Origin of the sequence: Rahnella sikkimica, from assembly GCF_002951615.1 — a bacterium.
Classification (GTDB): domain Bacteria; phylum Pseudomonadota; class Gammaproteobacteria; order Enterobacterales; family Enterobacteriaceae; genus Rahnella; species Rahnella sikkimica.
Map to the genome: position 1 here is coordinate 3,253,930 of NZ_CP019062.1, position 19,585 is coordinate 3,273,514.

The 19,585-nt window shown below is 53.1% G+C and carries 20 protein-coding genes; 8 read left to right on the forward strand and 12 right to left on the reverse strand.

What is annotated here, in order from left to right:
* Nucleotides 1-80: 80 nt before the first annotated feature.
* From rpsG to fkpA, 7 genes are all read right to left on the reverse strand, one after another.
* The gene (gene rpsG, locus BV494_RS15140) at nt 81-551 is read right to left on the reverse strand and encodes a 30S ribosomal protein S7 (protein WP_005969574.1); all 471 of its coding nucleotides are present in this window, start codon (nt 549-551) and stop codon (nt 81-83) included.
* Between the two features lie 96 nt (nt 552-647).
* A complete protein-coding gene (gene rpsL / locus BV494_RS15145; protein ID WP_013573668.1) occupies nt 648-1,022 on the reverse strand; it encodes a 30S ribosomal protein S12 in 375 nt (124 codons plus the stop codon).
* A 143-nt stretch (nt 1,023-1,165) separates the two neighbouring features.
* Nucleotides 1,166-1,453 (reverse strand): sulfurtransferase complex subunit TusB, encoded by a 288-nt coding sequence (gene tusB / locus BV494_RS15150; protein ID WP_104923590.1) that lies wholly within the window; start codon nt 1,451-1,453, stop codon nt 1,166-1,168.
* Between the two features lie 13 nt (nt 1,454-1,466).
* A complete protein-coding gene (gene tusC / locus BV494_RS15155) occupies nt 1,467-1,826 on the reverse strand; it encodes a sulfurtransferase complex subunit TusC (protein ID WP_104923591.1) in 360 nt (119 codons plus the stop codon).
* 22 nt (nt 1,827-1,848) lie between these two features.
* Complete coding sequence (gene tusD / locus BV494_RS15160; RefSeq protein ID WP_104923592.1) at nt 1,849-2,241, reverse strand: sulfurtransferase complex subunit TusD; 393 nt, start codon at nt 2,239-2,241, stop codon at nt 1,849-1,851.
* Nucleotides 2,238-2,960 carry a helix-turn-helix transcriptional regulator gene (locus BV494_RS15165; protein ID WP_165061123.1) on the reverse strand — a complete coding sequence of 241 codons (723 nt, stop codon included), beginning with the start codon at nt 2,958-2,960 and terminating at the stop codon, nt 2,238-2,240. The genes tusD and BV494_RS15165 overlap by 4 nt, the downstream gene beginning before the upstream one ends.
* 264 nt (nt 2,961-3,224) lie before the next feature.
* A complete protein-coding gene (gene fkpA / locus BV494_RS15170) occupies nt 3,225-4,076 on the reverse strand; it encodes an FKBP-type peptidyl-prolyl cis-trans isomerase (protein ID WP_101077417.1) in 852 nt (283 codons plus the stop codon).
* A 292-nt stretch (nt 4,077-4,368) separates the two neighbouring features.
* Between fkpA and BV494_RS15175 the strand changes: the two genes are divergently transcribed.
* Nucleotides 4,369-4,587: a protein SlyX gene (locus tag BV494_RS15175; protein WP_104924813.1), complete on the forward strand. Its 219-nt coding sequence runs from the start codon at nt 4,369-4,371 to the stop codon at nt 4,585-4,587.
* A 74-nt stretch (nt 4,588-4,661) separates the two neighbouring features.
* Here BV494_RS15175 and slyD read toward each other — a convergent pair whose 3' ends face one another.
* The 4 genes from slyD to kefG all read right to left on the reverse strand — a co-directional run bounded on the left by slyD (nt 4,662) and on the right by kefG (nt 8,117).
* Nucleotides 4,662-5,273 carry a peptidylprolyl isomerase gene (gene slyD / locus BV494_RS15180; RefSeq protein ID WP_104923593.1) on the reverse strand — a complete coding sequence of 204 codons (612 nt, stop codon included), beginning with the start codon at nt 5,271-5,273 and terminating at the stop codon, nt 4,662-4,664.
* Between the two features lie 199 nt (nt 5,274-5,472).
* The gene (locus BV494_RS15185; protein WP_104923594.1) at nt 5,473-5,676 is read right to left on the reverse strand and encodes a YheV family putative zinc ribbon protein; all 204 of its coding nucleotides are present in this window, start codon (nt 5,674-5,676) and stop codon (nt 5,473-5,475) included.
* A gap of 78 nt (nt 5,677-5,754) precedes the next feature.
* The gene (gene kefB, locus BV494_RS15190) at nt 5,755-7,563 is read right to left on the reverse strand and encodes a glutathione-regulated potassium-efflux system protein KefB (protein ID WP_104923595.1); all 1,809 of its coding nucleotides are present in this window, start codon (nt 7,561-7,563) and stop codon (nt 5,755-5,757) included.
* Nucleotides 7,563-8,117: a glutathione-regulated potassium-efflux system ancillary protein KefG gene (kefG, locus tag BV494_RS15195; protein WP_101077422.1), complete on the reverse strand. Its 555-nt coding sequence runs from the start codon at nt 8,115-8,117 to the stop codon at nt 7,563-7,565. The genes kefB and kefG overlap by 1 nt, the downstream gene beginning before the upstream one ends.
* A 129-nt stretch (nt 8,118-8,246) precedes the next feature.
* Here kefG and BV494_RS15200 point away from each other — a divergent pair, with 129 nt between their 5' ends.
* The 3 genes from BV494_RS15200 (at nt 8,247) to BV494_RS15210 (ending at nt 12,620) form a co-directional block, all read left to right on the forward strand.
* Nucleotides 8,247-10,166 (forward strand): ABC transporter ATP-binding protein, encoded by a 1,920-nt coding sequence (locus tag BV494_RS15200; RefSeq protein WP_104923596.1) that lies wholly within the window; start codon nt 8,247-8,249, stop codon nt 10,164-10,166.
* A 151-nt stretch (nt 10,167-10,317) separates the two neighbouring features.
* A complete protein-coding gene (locus tag BV494_RS15205) occupies nt 10,318-11,481 on the forward strand; it encodes a toxic anion resistance protein (RefSeq protein ID WP_439958363.1) in 1,164 nt (387 codons plus the stop codon).
* Entirely contained in the window at nt 11,481-12,620 is a 1,140-nt protein-coding gene (locus BV494_RS15210; RefSeq protein ID WP_192938012.1) for a hypothetical protein, read from the forward strand. Before BV494_RS15205 ends, BV494_RS15210 begins: the two co-directional genes overlap by 1 nt.
* Nucleotides 12,621-12,671: 51 nt before the next feature.
* Here BV494_RS15210 and BV494_RS15215 read toward each other — a convergent pair whose 3' ends face one another.
* Nucleotides 12,672-13,274 carry a LysE family translocator gene (locus tag BV494_RS15215; RefSeq protein ID WP_104923598.1) on the reverse strand — a complete coding sequence of 201 codons (603 nt, stop codon included), beginning with the start codon at nt 13,272-13,274 and terminating at the stop codon, nt 12,672-12,674.
* A 100-nt stretch (nt 13,275-13,374) separates the two neighbouring features.
* Between BV494_RS15215 and BV494_RS15220 the strand changes: the two genes are divergently transcribed.
* The 4 genes from BV494_RS15220 to BV494_RS15235 all read left to right on the forward strand — a co-directional run bounded on the left by BV494_RS15220 (nt 13,375) and on the right by BV494_RS15235 (nt 19,562).
* Nucleotides 13,375-14,403, forward strand: coding sequence for a hydrolase (locus BV494_RS15220; protein ID WP_104923599.1), 1,029 nt, complete (start codon nt 13,375-13,377; stop codon nt 14,401-14,403).
* Complete coding sequence (locus tag BV494_RS15225) at nt 14,400-14,645, forward strand: YheU family protein (protein WP_104923600.1); 246 nt, start codon at nt 14,400-14,402, stop codon at nt 14,643-14,645. Before BV494_RS15220 ends, BV494_RS15225 begins: the two co-directional genes overlap by 4 nt.
* Nucleotides 14,646-14,880: 235 nt before the next feature.
* Nucleotides 14,881-19,008, forward strand: a complete 4,128-nt coding sequence (locus tag BV494_RS15230; protein ID WP_104923601.1) for an RHS repeat-associated core domain-containing protein — start codon at nt 14,881-14,883, stop codon at nt 19,006-19,008.
* A gap of 110 nt (nt 19,009-19,118) precedes the next feature.
* Complete coding sequence (locus BV494_RS15235; protein ID WP_192938013.1) at nt 19,119-19,562, forward strand: YbbD family protein; 444 nt, start codon at nt 19,119-19,121, stop codon at nt 19,560-19,562.
* The last annotated feature ends 23 nt before the right edge of the window (nt 19,563-19,585 follow it).

A 19,585-nucleotide genomic window follows, 5' to 3' on the forward strand; every position in this document is an offset into this window, starting at 1 on the left:
TAGGACGTTCAAGTTCGGTTAACCCAAGCGGGTTGGCTTCTTGAAGCGCCCGCTTGGTTAGCATAACTACTGCGAAGTGATTACCAGCGGTAGTGGGCGAACGCCTTGTTGGCTTCAGCCATACGGTGAACGTCTTCACGTTTCTTAACTGCAGTACCTTTGTTCTCTGCAGCATCAGAAAGTTCGTTCGCCAGGCGGAGAGCCATGGATTTATCACCGCGTTTACGAGCAGCTTCAACGATCCAACGCATTGCCAGGGCATTACGACGAACCGGACGGACTTCAACTGGAACCTGGTAAGTAGAACCACCTACGCGGCGGGACTTAACTTCGACAGTCGGACGAACGTTGTCCAGAGCGACTTCGAAAGCTTCCAGATGGCCTTTACCGCTACGTTGAGCCAGGGTCTCAAGAGCAGTGTAGACGATTGCTTCTGCAGTAGATTTTTTACCATCTACCATCAGAATGTTTACGAATTTCGCCAGAAGTTCGGATCCGAACTTAGGATCTGGCAGGATTTTACGTTGACCAATGACGCGACGACGTGGCATGGAAATACTCCGTTGTTAATTCAGGATTGTCCAAAACTCTAAGAGTTTATTTTGACAGTAAAGTGAAAATGTTTGGCCTTACTTAACGGAGAACCATTAAGACTTCGGCTTTTTAACGCCGTATTTAGAACGAGATTGCTTACGATCCTTAACGCCTGAACAGTCCAGCGCGCCGCGGACGGTGTGATAACGCACACCTGGCAAGTCTTTTACACGACCGCCACGGATCAGGATCACGGAGTGTTCCTGCAGGTTATGACCTTCACCGCCGATGTAGGAGGTAACTTCAAAACCGTTAGTCAAACGCACACGGCATACTTTACGCAGTGCGGAGTTTGGTTTTTTAGGGGTGGTGGTATATACACGAGTACATACGCCACGTTTCTGCGGGCAAGCTTCCAGCGCTGGAACGTTGCTTTTAGCAACCTTCGTAGAGCGTGGTTTGCGTACCAGCTGATTAATTGTTGCCATTAAAAAGCTCCTGGATTTTGGTTCATAAACTACTTTGTAAACGCGTGATAAATCGCCCCATAAAAAGCATTAGCCAATATGGGGACGCAGAATTTTAGGGCTGACCTAAGAGGGTGTCAAGAAATATACAGCACATCGTTGATTCACCATGCCGTTTGCTGGGCATGCTTCTCAGTCAGCGCAACGAAACCAGTATAGTCGATCAAGGTGGCTTTGTGCGAAATTTGACCAACCAATCCTCGCGCAGCCAGATCTTCGCCTAATACATACACTGACTGAACGTGCTGGCTCAGCAGTTCGCAGGCTTCACTGTCATGGATCGCCGCGAGTACACCATCCTGCATCAGCAAAAGCGCATCATCCGGTGCAACCATCTTAAGAAGTAATGAAAAATCACAATGTTGCGGAGAACTGGAAAGGGTAAAAAGCATGGGTTTTCCTGATTTAAAACGTCATCACCACATCGTAACTGGCCAACCGTTCGCGGATTTCACCCACTGACAGCGGCTCAACATCGAGTACCCATGCGTGCCCTGCAGATAAACCGCGAGCCTTCAGAGACTCGGTGCAGATAAAGCACTGGTCGACATCATAGAGGGGAAGCACACCGAACGTGGAAATATAGTTACGGGCCAGAATTTTTTCAGGCTGCTGCGCTGGCATCAGCTGAAAAACGCCGTCAGCCATAAAAAAGACCCCGATATCCTCGGTCAACGCTGAAGTGGCAAGCAATGCATCAAGGCCTTCTCGCCCTGCGGAAGACCCGTGAGGTCCTTGCGTAAATATAAAGGCTACCTTCTTCATTTTTGTTCTCTGAAATAGCACATCAGAACTGCACCAAACGGTCACAAGTCAGCGAAGCTTCAGCGAGGCTACCTAAGCCGGTCAGATGAAAACCCGGCTGCAGGTTAGTCTGACCATGCCCCTGATTATGGGCTTCCGTTTCGTCAATCACACCGCGACGCAATGCCGCAGCGACACACACATTGAGCGCCACCTGATGATCAGCGGCCATTCGCTGCCAGGATCTCACTAAATCAAATTCATCGGAGGCCGGTGCAGAAAGCAAATTGCCGTTGAGCACACCTTCACGATAGAAAAAAATGCTGTCGAGCTGATGCCCGCAGGCAATCAGTGCCAGTGCAAACTGATACGCCGCACTGGCTTGCTGAGTTCCATACGCCGGACCGGTTACCAGAAGGCAGTAGCGGAGCTTCAACGTTCGTTCCCCACCAGATCACCACTTTTAAACTGGCGGATATAGAGATACACAGTGTGCTTGGAAATATTCAGACGGTCAGCCACCTGATTAATCGCATCTTTAATATCAAAAATACCTTTCTCATAGAGATTGAGCACAACCTGACGGTTCTTCGCGTTGTTAGAAACATTGCGATCCGCATTCACTTCTTCAATTGTGAATTCCAGTGTCTGAGCGACCAAGTCGTCAACCGACGAGGCAAAGTTCACCGAAGAGGCCACTTCCTGCGTTTCAGGCGGCATGAAGGTCTGAATGATCTGCGAGAAAGGCACATCAAGGTTCATGTTAATGCACAGCAACCCGATGACACGTTGCTCACGGTTGCGGATGGCGATAGTCACTGACTTCATCAGCACGCCGCTTTTGGCACGGGTGAAATAGGCTTTGGAAACATTGCTGTCTGCACCGGTCATGTCATGCAGCATGCGCAGGGCGAGATCCGTAATCGGCGACCCGATTTTACGGCCGGTATGTTCACCATTCGCGATACGAACCGCAGAGCATTTCAGGTCTTCCAGTGAGTGCAGAACAATTTCGCAGTGCTCACCAATCAGCATTGCAAGCCCGTCCACCACGGCCTCGTATGAAGACAAAATTTCATGGTCGACCTGGCTGAAAGGACGTTGGTCCAGCAAATCCAGATCGCCGGTTTCGCCAGTTATAAGCGAATTAGACATCGAAGCTACCACCCTCTATATCGCGCCTTCCAACGGGAGTCAGAGCGCATTATTCATCGTTTCAGGGTCGTTACTGTATCAAAAGTACAGAAAAAACGGCCTTGCGAGTATATGGATCTGTGACGTTATGCCGGGCAGACAAAAGCGTCAAGTTATCATCATAGAGTAACCGCAATAAAATGAGGGGCGGGTTCAGATAAAAGTGACTGACGAAAAAAAACCGCCGCGTTAAGCGACGGTTCTATGCAGTAACAGTGCGATAGCTTAGTTAGCTTTCGGCGCAGCTTCTGCTTCAGCAGGTTTTTCTGCGGCTTTAGGATCAGCTTTTGGCGCTGCTTTCACATCCAGCAGTTCAACATCGAACACCAGAGTAGAATTAGCAGGGATCCCCGGGACGCCTGTTTTGCCGTAAGCCAGTTCCGGTGGAATGACCAGCTTGATTTTGCCGCCTTTCTTGATGTGTTTCAGGCCTTCGGTCCAGCCTGGGATAACACCGTCAAGACGGAAGGACAGTGGCTCGCCACGGGTATAAGAGTTATCGAACTCAGTACCGTCGGTCAGGGTGCCTTTGTAGTTAACAACAACGGTATCGCTGTCTTTCGGCGCTGCGCCGGTACCTGGTTTTTCTACCTGATACAGCAGACCAGATTCAGTTTTCTTCACGCCTTTTTCTTTGGCGAAGTCAGCACGGAATTTGTCGCCTTTGTCAGCGTTAGCTTTAGCGTCCTGCTCCATCTTAGCCTGTGCAGAAGCTTTCACACGGCCTTCGAAGGTTTGCAGAGTTTGCTCGATTTCCTGATCAGACAGTTTGCTTTTGTTTGCAAACGCGTCCTGAACACCGGCGATCAGCTGGTCTTTATCCAGTTTGATACCCAATTTTTCTTGTTCTTTCAGTGAATTGTCCATGTAACGGCCCAAAGATGCACCCAGTGCATACGCTGCCTGCTCGTCATCACTTTTGAACTTGGTCTTATCTGTTGCTGCCGGTGCAGCTGCAGCAGCTGGCGCAGGGGCAGCAGCGGCCGGTGCTGTGGCTTCAGCAGCCATAACCTGAGTGGCATTCAGGGCGATCGCCATGGTGGTTGCCAGCAGAGTTACTTTAAACAGTGATTTCATCCATTTCTCCAAGACCAGAAGTGCGTGACCTCTGGTAATAATTACGAAAGTTCGGCGGTTACTATAACTGTCCGTCTCACGACAAAACAATCTCTATACATGCCATTAGCGTCTTATTCCGACCTTTTCTGCATCAAATAGTTTCGTAAAATTATCCGAACAGGCAGATAAAGCGCGGCCGGGTCAGGTAATCCGGCAGGTTTACGGGTAGAATCGCCGGTCTACAATACTGAATGAGGTTCCGGTCAGCGCTCACTCTGAGAGGCTTGGGACGCAGAATGAGGGAATGATGATGGACTCAAACACCGTTGAACAACGTCTGGAGATGCTGGAAAACAAACTGGCTTTTCAGGAAATCACCATCGAAGAGTTGAATTTGATTGTGACGCAGCACCAGCTGGAGATGAGCAGATTGCACGATCATCTGCGCTTACTGACAGACAAACTCCGTGCCAGCCAACCGTCAATGATTGCCGATCAGTCGGAAGAAATGCCGCCGCCGCATTATTGATTTCCGCAATTGCACGCAGCAAAAAGGCGCCTGACTGGCGCCTTTTCGTTTTAACCGCTCTGTTTACAGAACGATCAATGGCAACCGCAACCGCCGTTACCGCCGCAACCACCTTTCTTACCGTGGTCATGGTCATGGTCATGGTCGTGATCATGGCTGTGACCGTGGCCACCGCAGCAACCGTCACCGTGTTCATGGTCGTGACCATGGTCATGGCCGTGTTCGCCGTGTACGTGGCCGTGAGCCAGTTCTTCTTCAGTCGCTTCACGGATAGCCACAACTTCAACGTGGAAGTTCAGATCCTGACCCGCCAGCATGTGGTTACCATCAACAACAACATGGTCGCCGTCAACTTCAGTGATTTCAACAGGAACCGGGCCCTGATCGGTGTCAGCCAGGAAACGCATGCCCACTTCCAGCTCATCAACGCCCATGAAGACGTCTTTCGGTACGCGCTGAACCAGGTTTTCGTCGTAGTTGCCGTAAGCGTCATTTGCGCCAACATGCACGTCAAACACATCACCCACTGCATGACCATCAAGTGCAGTTTCCAGACCGGAGATCAGGGAACCATGGCCGTGCAGGTAATCCAACGGTGCGCTCACCGGAGATTCGTCAACCAACACACCGTCTTCTGTACGTACCTGATATGCCACGCTGATGACCAGGTCTTTTGCTACTTTCATGATAACTCCTACCGTTGGATACTCAATTTGTTGTCTGCGAACGTTTCGGGAACGATCGCTACTTCGCTTAAGGCTAATTCAGTGACGACGTCTTTTGGATAAGATCATCCTGAAAGCGTGGCCTGATAAATTTGGCGAAGAGTTTAGCGGAAATCCGCGTCTCTGTACTCAACAGCATAAAAAAACGCGAGCAATAACGCTACTTCGGATCGAAAATTCCAATCACCTGCTCTTCCGGGCGCAGCTTCTTACTGACCTGTGCATCGGTCTGCCGCTGATGGTGTCCGCACTTCACGCACTCCACCACTTCAACCTGATCTTCCTGCCATAAAGCCAGTGTATCCATCGCCTTACATTTCGGGCACACCGCACCAGCGATGAAACGTTTACGGGTAGACGCCATGTTAATTCTCCTGAAATTTTCGACATTGCTTCCGGTCATTTTTTATTCAGACGGCACAAAAAATTTTCGTCTGCCGGACTATTCATCATCGTCCCAGCCGTCAAGCTGACGCCGTTCGTTATGCATTTCGCTCTGGAAGATGTCTTCCAGCTCACGCCGCGCTTCTTTCACGCGGGAAATCTGCGCCACGTCGCCACGGTTTTGCGGCACCAGTTCACGCAGCATCCGCATATCAAGACGGCGGAAATGCTGCTGAGCGCGGTAGGCGCTGTGCGGATGCATCCCCAACGTCACCAGCGCCTTTTTCCCTAATTCCAGCGCGCTGGAAAACGTCTCGCGGGAGAAATTCGCTACACCAGCCTGCAACAACTCGTGCGCCTCAACACGGCCACGCGCGCGGGCAAGAATATTCAGATGCGGAAAATGCTGCTGGCACAGATGCACGATGGTCATCGTGTCTTCCGGCTCATCGCAGGTGATCACGATGGACTTCGCCTTTTCCGCGCCAGATGCCCTGAGCAATTCCAGTTCAGTCGCATCGCCGTAATACACTTTATAACCGTAAGTCCGCATCAGGCTGACGGCGCTGATATCGCGCTCCAGCACGGTAATCCGCATTTTATTCGCCATCAGCAACCGGCCGATCACCTGCCCGAAACGGCCGAACCCGACAATAATCACCTGCGGTTCATCATCCTGCACAAAGTGTTTTTCATCGCTTTCTTCACCGTCGTTGTAGCGGCGAACCAGAATGCGATCTACCGACTGCATCAGCAGCGGCGTGGTCATCATCGATAACGTCACCACCACCAGCAACAGCGAAAGCTGCGAAGAGGAAATGACTTTCTGCGCGCCCGCCGCCGAAAACAGCACGAAGGCAAACTCGCCGCCCTGACTGAGAACGGCAGAAAACTGCAACCGCACTGATGTCCGCAATCCGAATATCCGCGAAAGCCCGTAAAGCACCGCGCCTTTTACCGTCACGAGAATGATGACGCCCGCCAGCACCAGCAGAATATGGGTATAAAGCACACCGAGATTGAGCGCCATGCCGACGGAAATAAAGAACAGCCCGAGCAGTAAACCCTTAAACGGCTCTATCGCGATTTCCAGTTCGTGCTGATATTCACTTTCGGCCAGTAAAATACCGGCGATGAACGTCCCGAGCGCCATCGAAAAGCCCAGCGTATCCATAAACAGCGCAGAACCGAGCACCACGAGAAGCGCCGCCGCCGTAAAGACTTCGCGCACGCCAGAGGCCACAATCAGCCGGAAAATCGGCCGCAGCAGATAGCGCCCGCCGATTAACATGCCGCCGAAAGCCAGCACTTTCAGGCCGATCATTTCCCAGTTATTGCTGCCTTCAGAACCGCCCGCCAGAATAGGGATCAGCGCCAAAGCCGGAATAACCGCGATATCCTGAAACAGCAGCACGGCAAAACCCAGCTGGCCGCCTTCGTTGCGCGTCATCCCTTTGTCGCGCATCAGCTGCAACGCCATCGCCGTCGATGACATCGCCAGACCAATGCCGCCGATCACCGCCGCCTGCCAGGAGAATTTCGTCAGCCACAACAAACCTCCCAGGACCAGCGCGGTCAAAATCACCTGCCCGGCACCGACGCCAAAAATTTGCCGCCGCAGCTCCCACAGTTTCCCCGGATTCAGCTCCAGCCCGATGATAAACATCAGGAACACCACGCCCAGTTCGGAGAAATGCAGAATCTCATCAACATCACGGATAAAGCCCAAACCCCACGGGCCGATGGCGATCCCGGCCAGCAAATAGCCGAGCACTGCGCCAATCCCTAAACGCTGGGCAACAGGTACAGCAACCACGGCCGCAAATAAAAACAGCAGGATTGCGGCGGGTAAATTTGAACCGTCCATCAGGCAATCCCTCCGTTGGGCAGCGGGGATTTCAGCCATTCACCATACGCTTCGGCGTGGCTTTGCAGCACATCAGGTTTCTGACGGCGCGCCCAGTAAATAATAATCGGCGTCATCCAGTGCATGTGACACATCGCCGACGTCAGCTCAAACGGACGCATAATGTCGGACATCGGATAGCGGTTATAACCGCCCGCTTTATACGCCCCTTCCGGTTCGCCGGTGGTCACGACTGAACGCCAGTACTTTCCGTTCAACGCATTCCCGCCTGCCCCGCTGGCAAAACCACGCGCCAGAACGCGATCCATCCACTCTTTCAACAGCGCCGGGCAACTGTAGGTATAAAGGGGATGCTGGAAAACGATCACTTTGTGATCGCGCAGCAATTGCTGTTCACGGTGGATATCAATAAAGAAATCAGGATAGTGGGCGTACAAATCATGCACGGTGACATGTTCGAGCTGCTGCGCTTGTTGCAGTAAAACGCGGTTGGCAACCGAATCGGGTGATTCCGGGTGAGCGTAAAGCAGCAAAACCTTTGGTGGCTGCGACATCAATACCTCCAAAGCGTCGTCAGGGTGCGGTTTTTCCGTTACCATGCTTCGCAAAGACTAAATGGGACGCGATACGTCTTGTTTAAATCATTATCATGACAATTTAACATACTCTCAACACGGCGCTTTATGATTGTTTTCTCCTCCTTACAAATCCGACGCGGCACCAATGTGCTGCTGGACAACGCGTCTGCGACCATCAATCCCGGCCAGAAAGTCGGACTGGTGGGCAAAAATGGCTGCGGTAAATCCACCCTGATTTCGCTGCTGAAAAGTGAAATGAGCGCCGACGCCGGCAACCTGACGTTTCCGAGCAACTGGTCGCTGGCCTGGGTTAATCAGGAAACTCCGGCACTCGACGAGCCGGCGATAGAGTATGTTATCGACGGCGACCGCGAATTTCGTCAGTTAGAATCTGAATTACAACACGCCAATGAGCGTGATGATGGCCACGCTATCGCCACACTTCACGGCAAACTCGATGCGATCAATGCGTGGACAATTCCGGCGCGCGCGGCCAGCCTGCTGAGCGGTCTGGGCTTTAGCCAGAATCAGTTGCAGCAGCCGGTAAAATCCTTCTCCGGTGGCTGGCGTATGCGTCTGAACCTGGCGCAGGCGCTGATTTGCCGTTCTGATTTACTGCTGCTGGATGAACCGACCAACCACCTGGATTTAGACGCCGTGATCTGGCTGGAAAAATGGCTGAAAGGCTATACAGGCACGCTGGTCCTGATTTCCCATGACCGCGATTTCCTTGATCCGATTGTCGATAAAATCCTGCATATCGAACAGCAATCGCTGAACGAATACACCGGTAACTACTCGTCTTTCGAACGTCAGCGTGCGACCAAATTGTCGCAACAGCAGGCGTTGTTTGAAAGTCAGCAGGAAAAAGTGGCGCACCTGCAAAGTTACATCGACCGTTTCCGCGCCCAGGCGACCAAAGCCAAACAGGCGCAGAGCCGCATCAAAATGCTTGAACGCATGGAACTGATTGCCCCGGCGCACGTCGACAATCCTTTTCATTTTAGCTTCCGCTCGCCGGAAAGTTTGCCCGATCCGCTGCTGCGCATGGAAAAAGTCAGCGCAGGTTATGGCGACACCACCATTCTGGATTCCATCAAACTGAATCTGGTGCCGGGCTCGCGTATCGGCCTTTTAGGCCGTAACGGCGCGGGTAAATCGACGCTGATCAAACTGCTCGCCGGAACCATGGCGCCGCTGCAGGGCGATATCGGCCTGTCGAAAGGGGTCAAACTCGGTTACTTCGCGCAGCATCAGCTTGAGTTTCTGCGTGCGGAAGATTCTCCGCTGCAGCATCTGGTGCGGTTGGCGGCCAAAGAAACCGAACAGCAATTGCGTGATTATCTCGGCGGTTTCGGCTTCCACGGCGATAAAGTGACGGATCCGACCGGGCGTTTCTCCGGTGGTGAAAAAGCGCGTCTGGTGCTGGCGCTGATCGTCTGGCAGCGCCCGAACCTGTTGCTGCTCGATGAACCGACCAACCATCTGGATCTCGATATGCGTCAGGCGCTGACCGAAGCGCTGATGGACTTCGAAGGCGCGATGGTCGTGGTCTCGCATGACCGCCACTTACTGCGCTCGACGACCGACGATTTGTATCTGGTTCACGGCGGCAAAGTGGAACAGTTCGACGGCGATCTGGAAGATTATCAGCAATGGCTGGTGGACATTCAGCGTCAGGAAAGCCAGCAGGATGCACCGGCGAAAGACGGTGGCGTGAACAGCGCACAGTCGCGTAAAGATCAGAAGCGCCGCGAAGCCGATTTCCGCAACCAGACTCAGCCGCTGCGCAAGCAAATCACCAAACTTGAAGCGCAGATGGAAAAACTGAGCACCGAGCTGGCGACCATCGAAGAGCGTCTGGCCGATTCCGCGATTTACGACATCAGCCGCAAAGCCGATCTTACCGAATGTCTGCAACAGCAGACCAAAGTGAAAGGCGCGCTGGAGGACACCGAAATGACCTGGCTCGATGCCCAGGAACAGATGGAAGAGATGTCAAAAGCGTTTGATATAGAAAGCTGAGTTTGCTGTAAAACCGCCATTATCCTTTACGGATGTGGCGGTTCCCGTTCTCATGCCCGGTTCACTGGCAGTCACAGGTTTTGCACGTTAGAATTCGTCCATCTCTTCGATTCCTTAATCGAAACCCGCCTTAATTGAAAAGGATGATGACGTGACGGATACCCCTATTTCCCGGCCATTGGCAGAACCTGTTTTATCCCCCCCGTTGGCTACCGACCTGACCGCCGCGCCGGACGCACAAACTCCCGCCATCAGCGCCGAAGAACAGCAAAAAATAGACGAAATTGCGGCGCAAATCGATATCACCGACCCGGTCATTTCGATTGCGTATGGCGCAAAAACCCTGAATGCCATGTCACGGTTTAATGAATCCCTGATGCAGGAAGTCCGCGCCAAAGATGCGGGCGAAGTGGGCGCGCAGCTCACGGATTTACTGAGCAAAGTGAAAGGCATAGACCTGACCGTTTTCGACCAGAAAAAAGGCCTGCTGGAATCTATTCCGCTGCTCGGCAAGTTGTTTAATAAGGTTGAGCGCACGCTTTTGGAATACCAGACGCTGGCCCAGCAGGTCGATAAACTTTCCGAAAAATTGCAGGACACCATCACGGAGTTGCTGCGCAATATCGCCACGCTTGAACAGCTTTTCATCCGCAACCGCGAGTATTTTAAAGACATCAGCCTGCATATCATGGCGGGCAAAAAGAAGATTGAGCAGATCCAGTCTGAGGCCATTCCTGCGGCACAGGCAAAAGCTCAGGCTTCCGGTGATGCCATGGACGCCCAGAACGTGCGTGACTTGCTCGAAGGGATCCAGCGCTTTGAACGTCGCCTGAGTGACCTGATGCTGACGCATACCATGTCCATTCAGACCGCGCCACAAATCCGTCTGATGCAAAGCAACAGCCAGTCGCTGGCGGAAAAAATCCAGAGCAGCATTCTCACCACCATTCCAGTCTGGAAAAGCCAGATCGTGCTGGCGTTGTCACTGAACTCACAGCGTCAGGCCGCAAAACTGCAAAAAGAAGTCGCCGATACCACCAACGCTATGCTGCGCCGCAATGCAGAATTGCTGCAAACCGGCAGTGTCGAAACCGCAACGGAAGTCGAGCGTTCTATTGTTGATGTCGAAACCCTGCGCGATGTTCAGGGGCGTTTGCTGAGTACGCTCGAAGACACGATGAATATCGCCAGCAATGCCCGTGCACGCCGTGCAGAAGTGGAGAAAGAGCTGGGCACAATGGAGCAGGAATTGCGGGCTAAACTGGCGTCGATTGCCACAGAAAACAGTGCTAAGGCGAAGGTGGAAACCCGATAATGCTAGACAATGAGGATTTTACTACTCTATACACAAACTCGCGCGTCATGCGGGTTGCGGCTTACATTATCCTGTTTTTTGCCGCCGCATTATTTGGTGGTTATTATTTAGGCGAATACCAGCACGGACTGGATGAAACGGCTCAGGAGAATCTTCGTGGCGCGATCACGGCTTTCAGTTTTCTGACTGTTTACATGCTGTGGTTCAGCTTCCTTTACGAGCGCAAAAGCTTTTACTGCGCAATACCTGCTGGTATCGCCTGGGCCCTTATGGGTGACACGCTGGCTATCCCTTTCTGGATGGTCACGGTTAGCCTGATACTCAGCCTGCTGACACAGTTCCGGTCTGGCTTGGTCTGGAAAAGCCTTCTCTGGGCCGTAGCGGCCTATTGTTACTCAGACATTTACAGCTTCTCTCCTTACCTGCTGTTTTACGGCATTGCGGTGGCTATCGTGCTGATCGGATGGAAAGTGATTTCCATCTACGACAACCTGGAGGAAGAACCCGTCAGCCGGAAAAACGATGAAAAAATTCAGTCGTCGTTCAGCGCGCCGACAGAAGAAACCGTCACTTCATCCTACCGACCGCCAGCCGATGACATGCCAGCGCTCCAACCTGAACCGACGTATGTGCAAGGGCCCGAACCACATATTCAAAGCTATTATCGCCCGCCGCGTGATCCTGATATCGAAACGCCGAAGGTAACACCTGTTGTACGTAAACAAGCCTCTTTCAATGACCTGAAAAGCGATGATTATGCGGGCATTCTGAATCTGCTTGATAAGAAATCGGCAGCCTTGCCGCCTGCGCTGCAAACCGAGCTGGACGGTCTGGTCAGAAATGGCCGGCTGATTTTACAAAGCATGAAAGACGATCCGGAAGACGTGAAACCGGGCACGGCGTTTTTGAACCGTTATCTGTCCGCGGTGATCCGCGTGGTGGAACAAAGTGAGCGTCAGAATCTGCCGGAAAACGCGCCGCAAAGTTCGCCCGTGCTGGAAAGATGTTTTACGGCATTGCAGGCGCTGCATTCCGCGTTCGTTCAGCAACTGGCGCAACTACAGGAAAACGATCAGCTGAAATTTGATGTCGAAATGAGCACGCTGGACAGCCTGCTGAGAACGGATGGTTTTAAATAATCAGGCCAGATCGAGAAAAAGCCCGCCGTCAGTCAGAGGCGGGCTTTTTTGTCAGTGCCAGATAAGCAACACACACGCGGCGGTCAGGATCCCCATCGCGATATTGAAGGTGTACCACGCGCGCTTACTGCGCAGCAGGCGGCCAATCACAGTGCCAAAGCCCAGCCAGATGATCCCGGAAACCAGATTCACCATAAACATGCCCAGGCTGATCCCGGCAATCGAAGGGTTATAGGCGGCACCGGCGAGGCTGAAACTGGCGACAGCGCCGAGTCCCATCAGCCAGGCTTTCGGATTCAGAAATTGCAGCAACCAGCCCTGATATAAACGAATCGGCTTCGGCGGCGGCGCGCCGGTCTCCAGCGTTTCATATGCCGACGTTGCAATCTTCCACGCCAGCCAAAGCAGATACAAACTCCCCGCGATTTTGAGGAAAAGATGCAGCGCAGGATAAACAGTAATCAGCCCGCCGACGCCGAATGCCACCAGCAGCAAAATGCTTTGCATACCGAGCATAATGCCGACCATCAGCCAGAGTGACCGGAAGAAACCGAAGTTAGCCCCCGACGTGGTTAACAGCATATTATTCGGGCCGGGTGTGATAGCCGCGACCCATAAAAATCCAAGCATCGAGAAAAATAAACCAAGTTCCATTTAATTTGGGTTCTCCGACCCGAAAGATGTGCGATAGCATTGAAGCTAACAGCGTGATATTGATCGCACAAGAGCCCCTTAAGAGAAATTTATTCATCTTATGTATGAATCCTTTCGTCCCCTGCGCGGGGCCAGCAATCCGCATATCCAGACGCTGCTTCCGCGGCTGGTCCGGCGCAATGCAAAACTCAAACCTCACTGGCAACGGCTGGACACGCCGGACGGCGATTTTCTGGATTTAGCCTGGAGCGAAGACCCGGAACAGGCGCGCCATAAGCCGCGCATGATCCTGTTCCACGGGCTGGAAGGCAGCTTCTACAGTCCGTATGCCCACGGATTATTGCAGGCGTGGAAAGAACGCGGCTGGCTCGGCGTGGTCATGCATTTTCGCGGATGCAGCGGCGAACCCAATAAACTTCAGCGTATTTATCATTCCGGCGAAACCGAAGACGCCCGCTTTTTCATTCACTGGATGAATGAAACCTACGGCGAAGCCCCGACCGGCGCAGTAGGCGTTTCGCTCGGCGGCAACATGCTGGCGTGTTATCTCGGGCAGGAAGGCGAAAATTGTACGCTGAAGGCCGCCGTGGTGGTGTCGGCTCCTCTGATGCTGGAACCCTGCGCTTACCGGCTGGAACAGGGGACGTCGCGGATTTACCAGCGTTACCTGCTGGATCAGCTCAAAGGAAATGCATCGCGGAAACTGGAGAAATATCCCGGCACCCTGCCCGTCACGCTGCCGCAGTTGAAAGCCATGCGCCGCATCCGGGATTTCGACGATGCAATTACCTCAAAGGCGCACGGTTTTGCCGACGCGCTGGATTATTATCGTCAGTGCAGCGGAATGCCGTTACTCGCGCAGGTTCGGACGCCGCTGCTGATTATCCATGCGAAAGACGATCCGTTTATGACGCCGGACGTAATTCCGAAAGCCGAGGATTTACCGGATTGCGTCGAATACCAGCTGACCGAACACGGGGGCCACGTCGGTTTCGTTTCCGGCAGCCTGCGTAATCCGCAGATGTGGCTGGAGCTGCGCATTCCGGCGTGGATTGCGCCGCATTTAGAACCCGCAGTAAACCCCGTCACAGAACAGACCGAAGAAAAAACAAAGGAAACAACGTTGTGATAATTCCCTGGCAGGAACTGGACGCAGAGCTGCTCACCAGCGTGGTGGAATCTTTCGTTTTACGCGAAGGCACCGACTACGGCGAGCAGGAAAAATCTCTCGAACAAAAAGTGGATGACGTGAAACGCCAGCTTAAAAGCGGCGACATCGTGCTGGTCTGGTCAGAACTGCATGAAACGTTGAATATCATGCCCCGCGGCCAGTTCCGCGCCGGGCAGGAAGAAATGCCGCAGGACGGCTAGACGGAAAGGTTTTACGTTTATTTCCCCCGACTATTGGTCGGGGATTCCTCCCTCAACCCCTTCACTTTTTCTGCTTTCCCCACACTTGTGAACCTCCTCGCAACGCACATCCCTTTTAACGTTTAGCTTCATTCATCTGATTGATTTGTTTGTATTTATACCGTGAATAAAACGATAAATACCTCGCCTCCAAATCAATCATTCCACGGACGCCTGACCTAAAAGGATTTACTCCATGACCGGATTTCCTGCCGCCCGTCAGGGCGATAATACTGCCACCGGCGGCCCGATTGTTCAGGGTTCTCTGGGCGTGATGATTGGCGCACCAACCGGCGTGGCTTGCTCGGTTTGCCCCGGCGGTGTGGTGGAAGGCAGCCCCGTTAACCCGTCCCTCGGTGCCAAAGTTCTTCCGGGCGAGACCGATATCGCGCTGCCCGCTTCTTTGCCGTTTGTCCTTTCGCGTGCTTACAGCAGCTATAAAACCGGCACACCCGCGCCGGTCGGGATGTTCGGCCCCGGCTGGGCTGCGGCGGCGGATATCCGCCTGCAAATCCGCGCCGATGAACTCATCCTTAACGATAATTCGGGGCGCAGTATCCATTTTCATCATCTGCCGCCGGGGCAGATTGTGTTCAGCCACAGCGAAAATCTCTGGCTGGCGCGCGGCGGTGCCGATAAGCAAATCGGGGCGCATCCGCTCAGCAAATTATGGCAGGCGCTGCCGGACGAACTGCGCAACAGCCCGCATTACTATTTTGTCGCCAATGACGCCACCGGCCCCTGGTGGATTTTAGGCTGCGTGCAGCTGCCCGAAACTGCCGAAGACGTGCTGCCGCGTCCGTTGCCGTCTTCACGTGTGCTTTTTGGTTTGTGCGACCGCTTTGGTCATCAGCTTAACTATCATCGCGACGCCGAAGGCGAATTCGCCGGGCAGATTACCGGCGTCACCGACAGCTGCGGGCGGCGTTTCCGCCTTGAATTAGTCACGCTGCCGGACTTCAAACCCGCACAGAATAACGGCTGGGGCGCGGACGGCGGTGTGCGGCTTTCCGCCGTCTGGCTGACGAAAGATTTAGCGTTTTCGGACTTGCCGGCCAGACCGCTGGTGCGCTACGACTTCACGCCACGCGGCGAACTGAAAACCGTTTATGACCGTTCAGGTGAAATTGTCCGTGAGTTTAACTGGCATAGCGAAAACACCGGTCTGATGATTGCCCACCGCTACGCCGGACATCCGGCGTCCCGCTACGTGTACGACGCGTCCGGAAAAGTCATTTCACAGGTCAATCCCGGCGACCTGTCTTACGAATTTGAATACACCAAAAACCAGACCCGCGTCACCGACAGCCTCGGGCGCTTACGCGTCTATCACTTCGAGGGTGAAAAGGGACTTCGCCGCGTGGTCAGACTCGAACAGGCCGACGGCAGCTGCACGCAAAGCGCGTTCAACAACCGCGGCCAGCTGATATCCCAGACCGATGTCTCGGGACGCACCACCGAATTTCATATCAACCCGGCCAATGGCACGCTGGGCGCGATTTTGCATCCGGGCGGCGAAAAGCGCAGCCAGTTCAACTACAACAAACAAGGGCAGCTGGTTTGCAGCACCGCACCGGACGGACGCCGCGTGAGCAGGGAATATGATGCACTGGGCCGTCTGACCGCTGAAACCGACGCCCTGCACCAGACCCGCCGCTATCATTACGCCGACGATAAAAGCGCGCAGCCTTGCGCTACCGAAGATGCGGCGGGCGGGCGTCAGACGCTGGAATGGAACGCGACAGGCTTGCTCGCCGCTTTCACCGACTGCTCCGGTTTCAAAACGGCTTACCGCTATAACCGCGACGGTCAGCCGCTGGAAATCCTGCACGAAGAAGGGATGAAAACCCACTTTGCATACGATGCGCGCGGGCGTCGGATGTCGCGTGAGGACAGTGCGGGCGGGAAAACTCTTTGGGAATATAACGCCGCCGGAGACGTCATCACCGTCACCCTACCGGACGGCAGTCAGTCCACGCAAGCCTACGACGAGCGCGGCAATCCGCTCTCGCAAACCGAAGGCGGGCTCACGCGACAAACCGAATTCGACAGCGCGGGAAGGCTGATACGGCTGGTCAACGAAAACGGCGCTGACACGAAATTCAGCTACGACGTCATGGACCGGCTGACACAGGAGGTTGGCTTTGACGGGCGCGTGCAAAACTATCAGTACAACGCCGCCGGTCAGCTTATCCGCAGCGACGACGCCGGGCTGATGACGCACTGGCATTACGATGACGAAGGCCAGCTTATCCGCCAGCAGCGTCCGGAAACAAAAGACGGCCCGGACGACGTGCTCTGGCAATATGACGCCGCCGGACGCATCACCGAAACCGCCCACCGCAGTGAGACCCATCTGGTCAGCGTGCGGTTCCAGTACGACGCCAACGATAATCTTAACGGTGAACGCCAGATTATCCGCAACGCCCGCGGCGACCTGCTCTGGCAGCACACCGCGGTGCGCGGTTTTGACGTGCGCGGCTTTGAATCCGCCGTCCGCTACGACGGGCTGCCGGAAATCCTCTGGCAGACCTACGGCCCCGGCCACCTGCTCGGCGTAAAACTCGGCGATGACGTGTTGCTGGAAATCACCCGCGACAAGCTGCACCGCGAAACCACCCGCCGGTTCGGCGACGGATGGCAGAGTGAAAATACTTATTCAGTGACCGGACAACTCGCCGCGCAGCACACGCCGGACGTAGGCCACCCGAACCTGAAACGCCATTATCACTACAACGCCGCCGGTCAGATGACGCAGATGACCACCGGCCTCGGCGACCACCATTACGCCTACACCCCGGCAGGACGACTGAACAGCGTCAGCTCCCCCGATGGCTTTCTCGCCACCTTCACCGACGCCGCCGGTAACCGCAACTGTACGCACCCCGACCTGAATACGCCGCTGACCGATACGCTGCCGGTCTGGTATCAAAACCGTATCCAGCGCGATGAGCGGTACATTTATGAGCACGACAAATTTGGCAACCTGACGGAAAAACGCCCGTACCGCGCCGGCTGGCGGGAAGCGCCGCGCGGGGCCATCAGCCACTTCGCCTACGACCAGGCGCACCGGCTGACGCGTCTGACAATGGAAGAGGACGGCCAGATTCAGACGCAGGCGCGCTATATCTACGACCCGCTCGGGCGGCGCGTCGGCAAGCACGTGACGCAACTCCATCCGCAGTCCGGCGAAACAGAAACCCAGAACATCTGGTTCGGCTGGGACGGCGACCGTCTGGTGCTGACCGAAAACCGCGACACCCAGCTGCACACGATTAATCACCCGAACAGCTTCGTCCCGCTGCTGCACGCCGAACATGCCCGCATGGAAGACAGCCACCGCTCGCTGGCAGAAAAGCTCGAAGAAGAAAACGGCAGCGCGTTGCCGACCGAACTGCATCTGCGCCTGAATGAAATCGAAAAGGACATCCGTAAAAACCACCTCAGCGACGACAATCAGCAGTGGCTGGACGCCGTCGGCCTGAAAGCCGAAAACCTGGCGCTGTGGCTCGACCCGATGCCGCAGGGTGACGCGCTGAAAATTCACCTTTATCACTGCGACCACCTCGGCACACCCATTGCGCTGATTAATCACAGAACCAGCAAGGTGGAATGGAGCGCTGTGATGGACGTCTGGGGCAACGCGGTGGATATTTTCAACCCGTACAAACTGCGCCAGCCCATCAGAATGCAGGGCCAGCATTACGACGAAGAATCGGGGTTGCATTACAACCGTCACCGTTATTATGACCCGATGCAGGGAAGATATATTACGCAGGATCCGATTGGGTTGAGAGGGGGAATGAATTTATATGGGTATGCGTTGGATCCGGTTCTTGGAGCAGACCCTCTTGGATTAAATTGGGCCTCGTTGGGAAGTCTTACAAACCAAGTTGGGACGAAAGATTCAGCAAACCTCACGCAGCAGGTTTTAGAACCTTGGTATATAAATGCAGGTTCCTATGCAATTTTGAACCAAACTTATAATGATATGAAGAGATTAGGCTTAGATAAGTCAGACCAATTCTTCCATTGCACTGCATTTTGTCGTGTATCGAAATCGAAAGTTGCCAATAATAAGATTGCAAGTCTGATGGGGGGAATAAAAGAAGGTAGAGATCATTTATTGAATGAGTTTGGTTTGTATGGTTCAAAAAGAATAAATGAATTAGATATGATAATTGACAATGGAGAAGACCTTAAGGTCAACGAGCATGGATTAACTTGTCCCTCAGAAGAGAGTTGTGCAAGCAGGTGCGGGGGATATTTAGATTCTAAACATCGTAAAACAGCCAAGGTTCTCAAAAATGAAGGTTACTTATGATGACAAGTAGATCCTCAAAACTAACCATAAAAAAAACGTTCTTATCAGTTTTTTATTTTTTTGTTTCTATGGTTTTTTGTTGTTTTATTATCCTGTTCATAAGTGGCCTTTTGGATAACGGAACAACGAATAAATCTTTTGGAAAACGTAGTGAAATCCCTAGCGATGATGGTATTAATTCTTGGCTGCCGTTATTTTTTCCTGCTGAATCCGAAAAGGTAAGTTATTTTATAAATGTTGAAGCTGGTTATTTTTATATATCTTTTGATTTAGAAAAAAATAAAGGTGATGAATTCATTAAGGAATTAACAACAAAAGCGACAACAGAAGGGTTTGAGTTTTTACAAAAAAAATATAGCGGGGTGGGCAGCGCATGGTGTAAGTTAGATATTATTCCTGAACAAGGAGATGGAAAACATATTTTTATCATAGGAAAGGATAAAGATAAAGATACGTATTACATGAGCTCAATATCTGATAATGGGAAATTTAATAATACAAAGCACACCGAGAACTGGGCGAGATATTGTACCTCATCAAATTTTTTTGAGTGAGATAAACTGCGCCAGCCAATCAG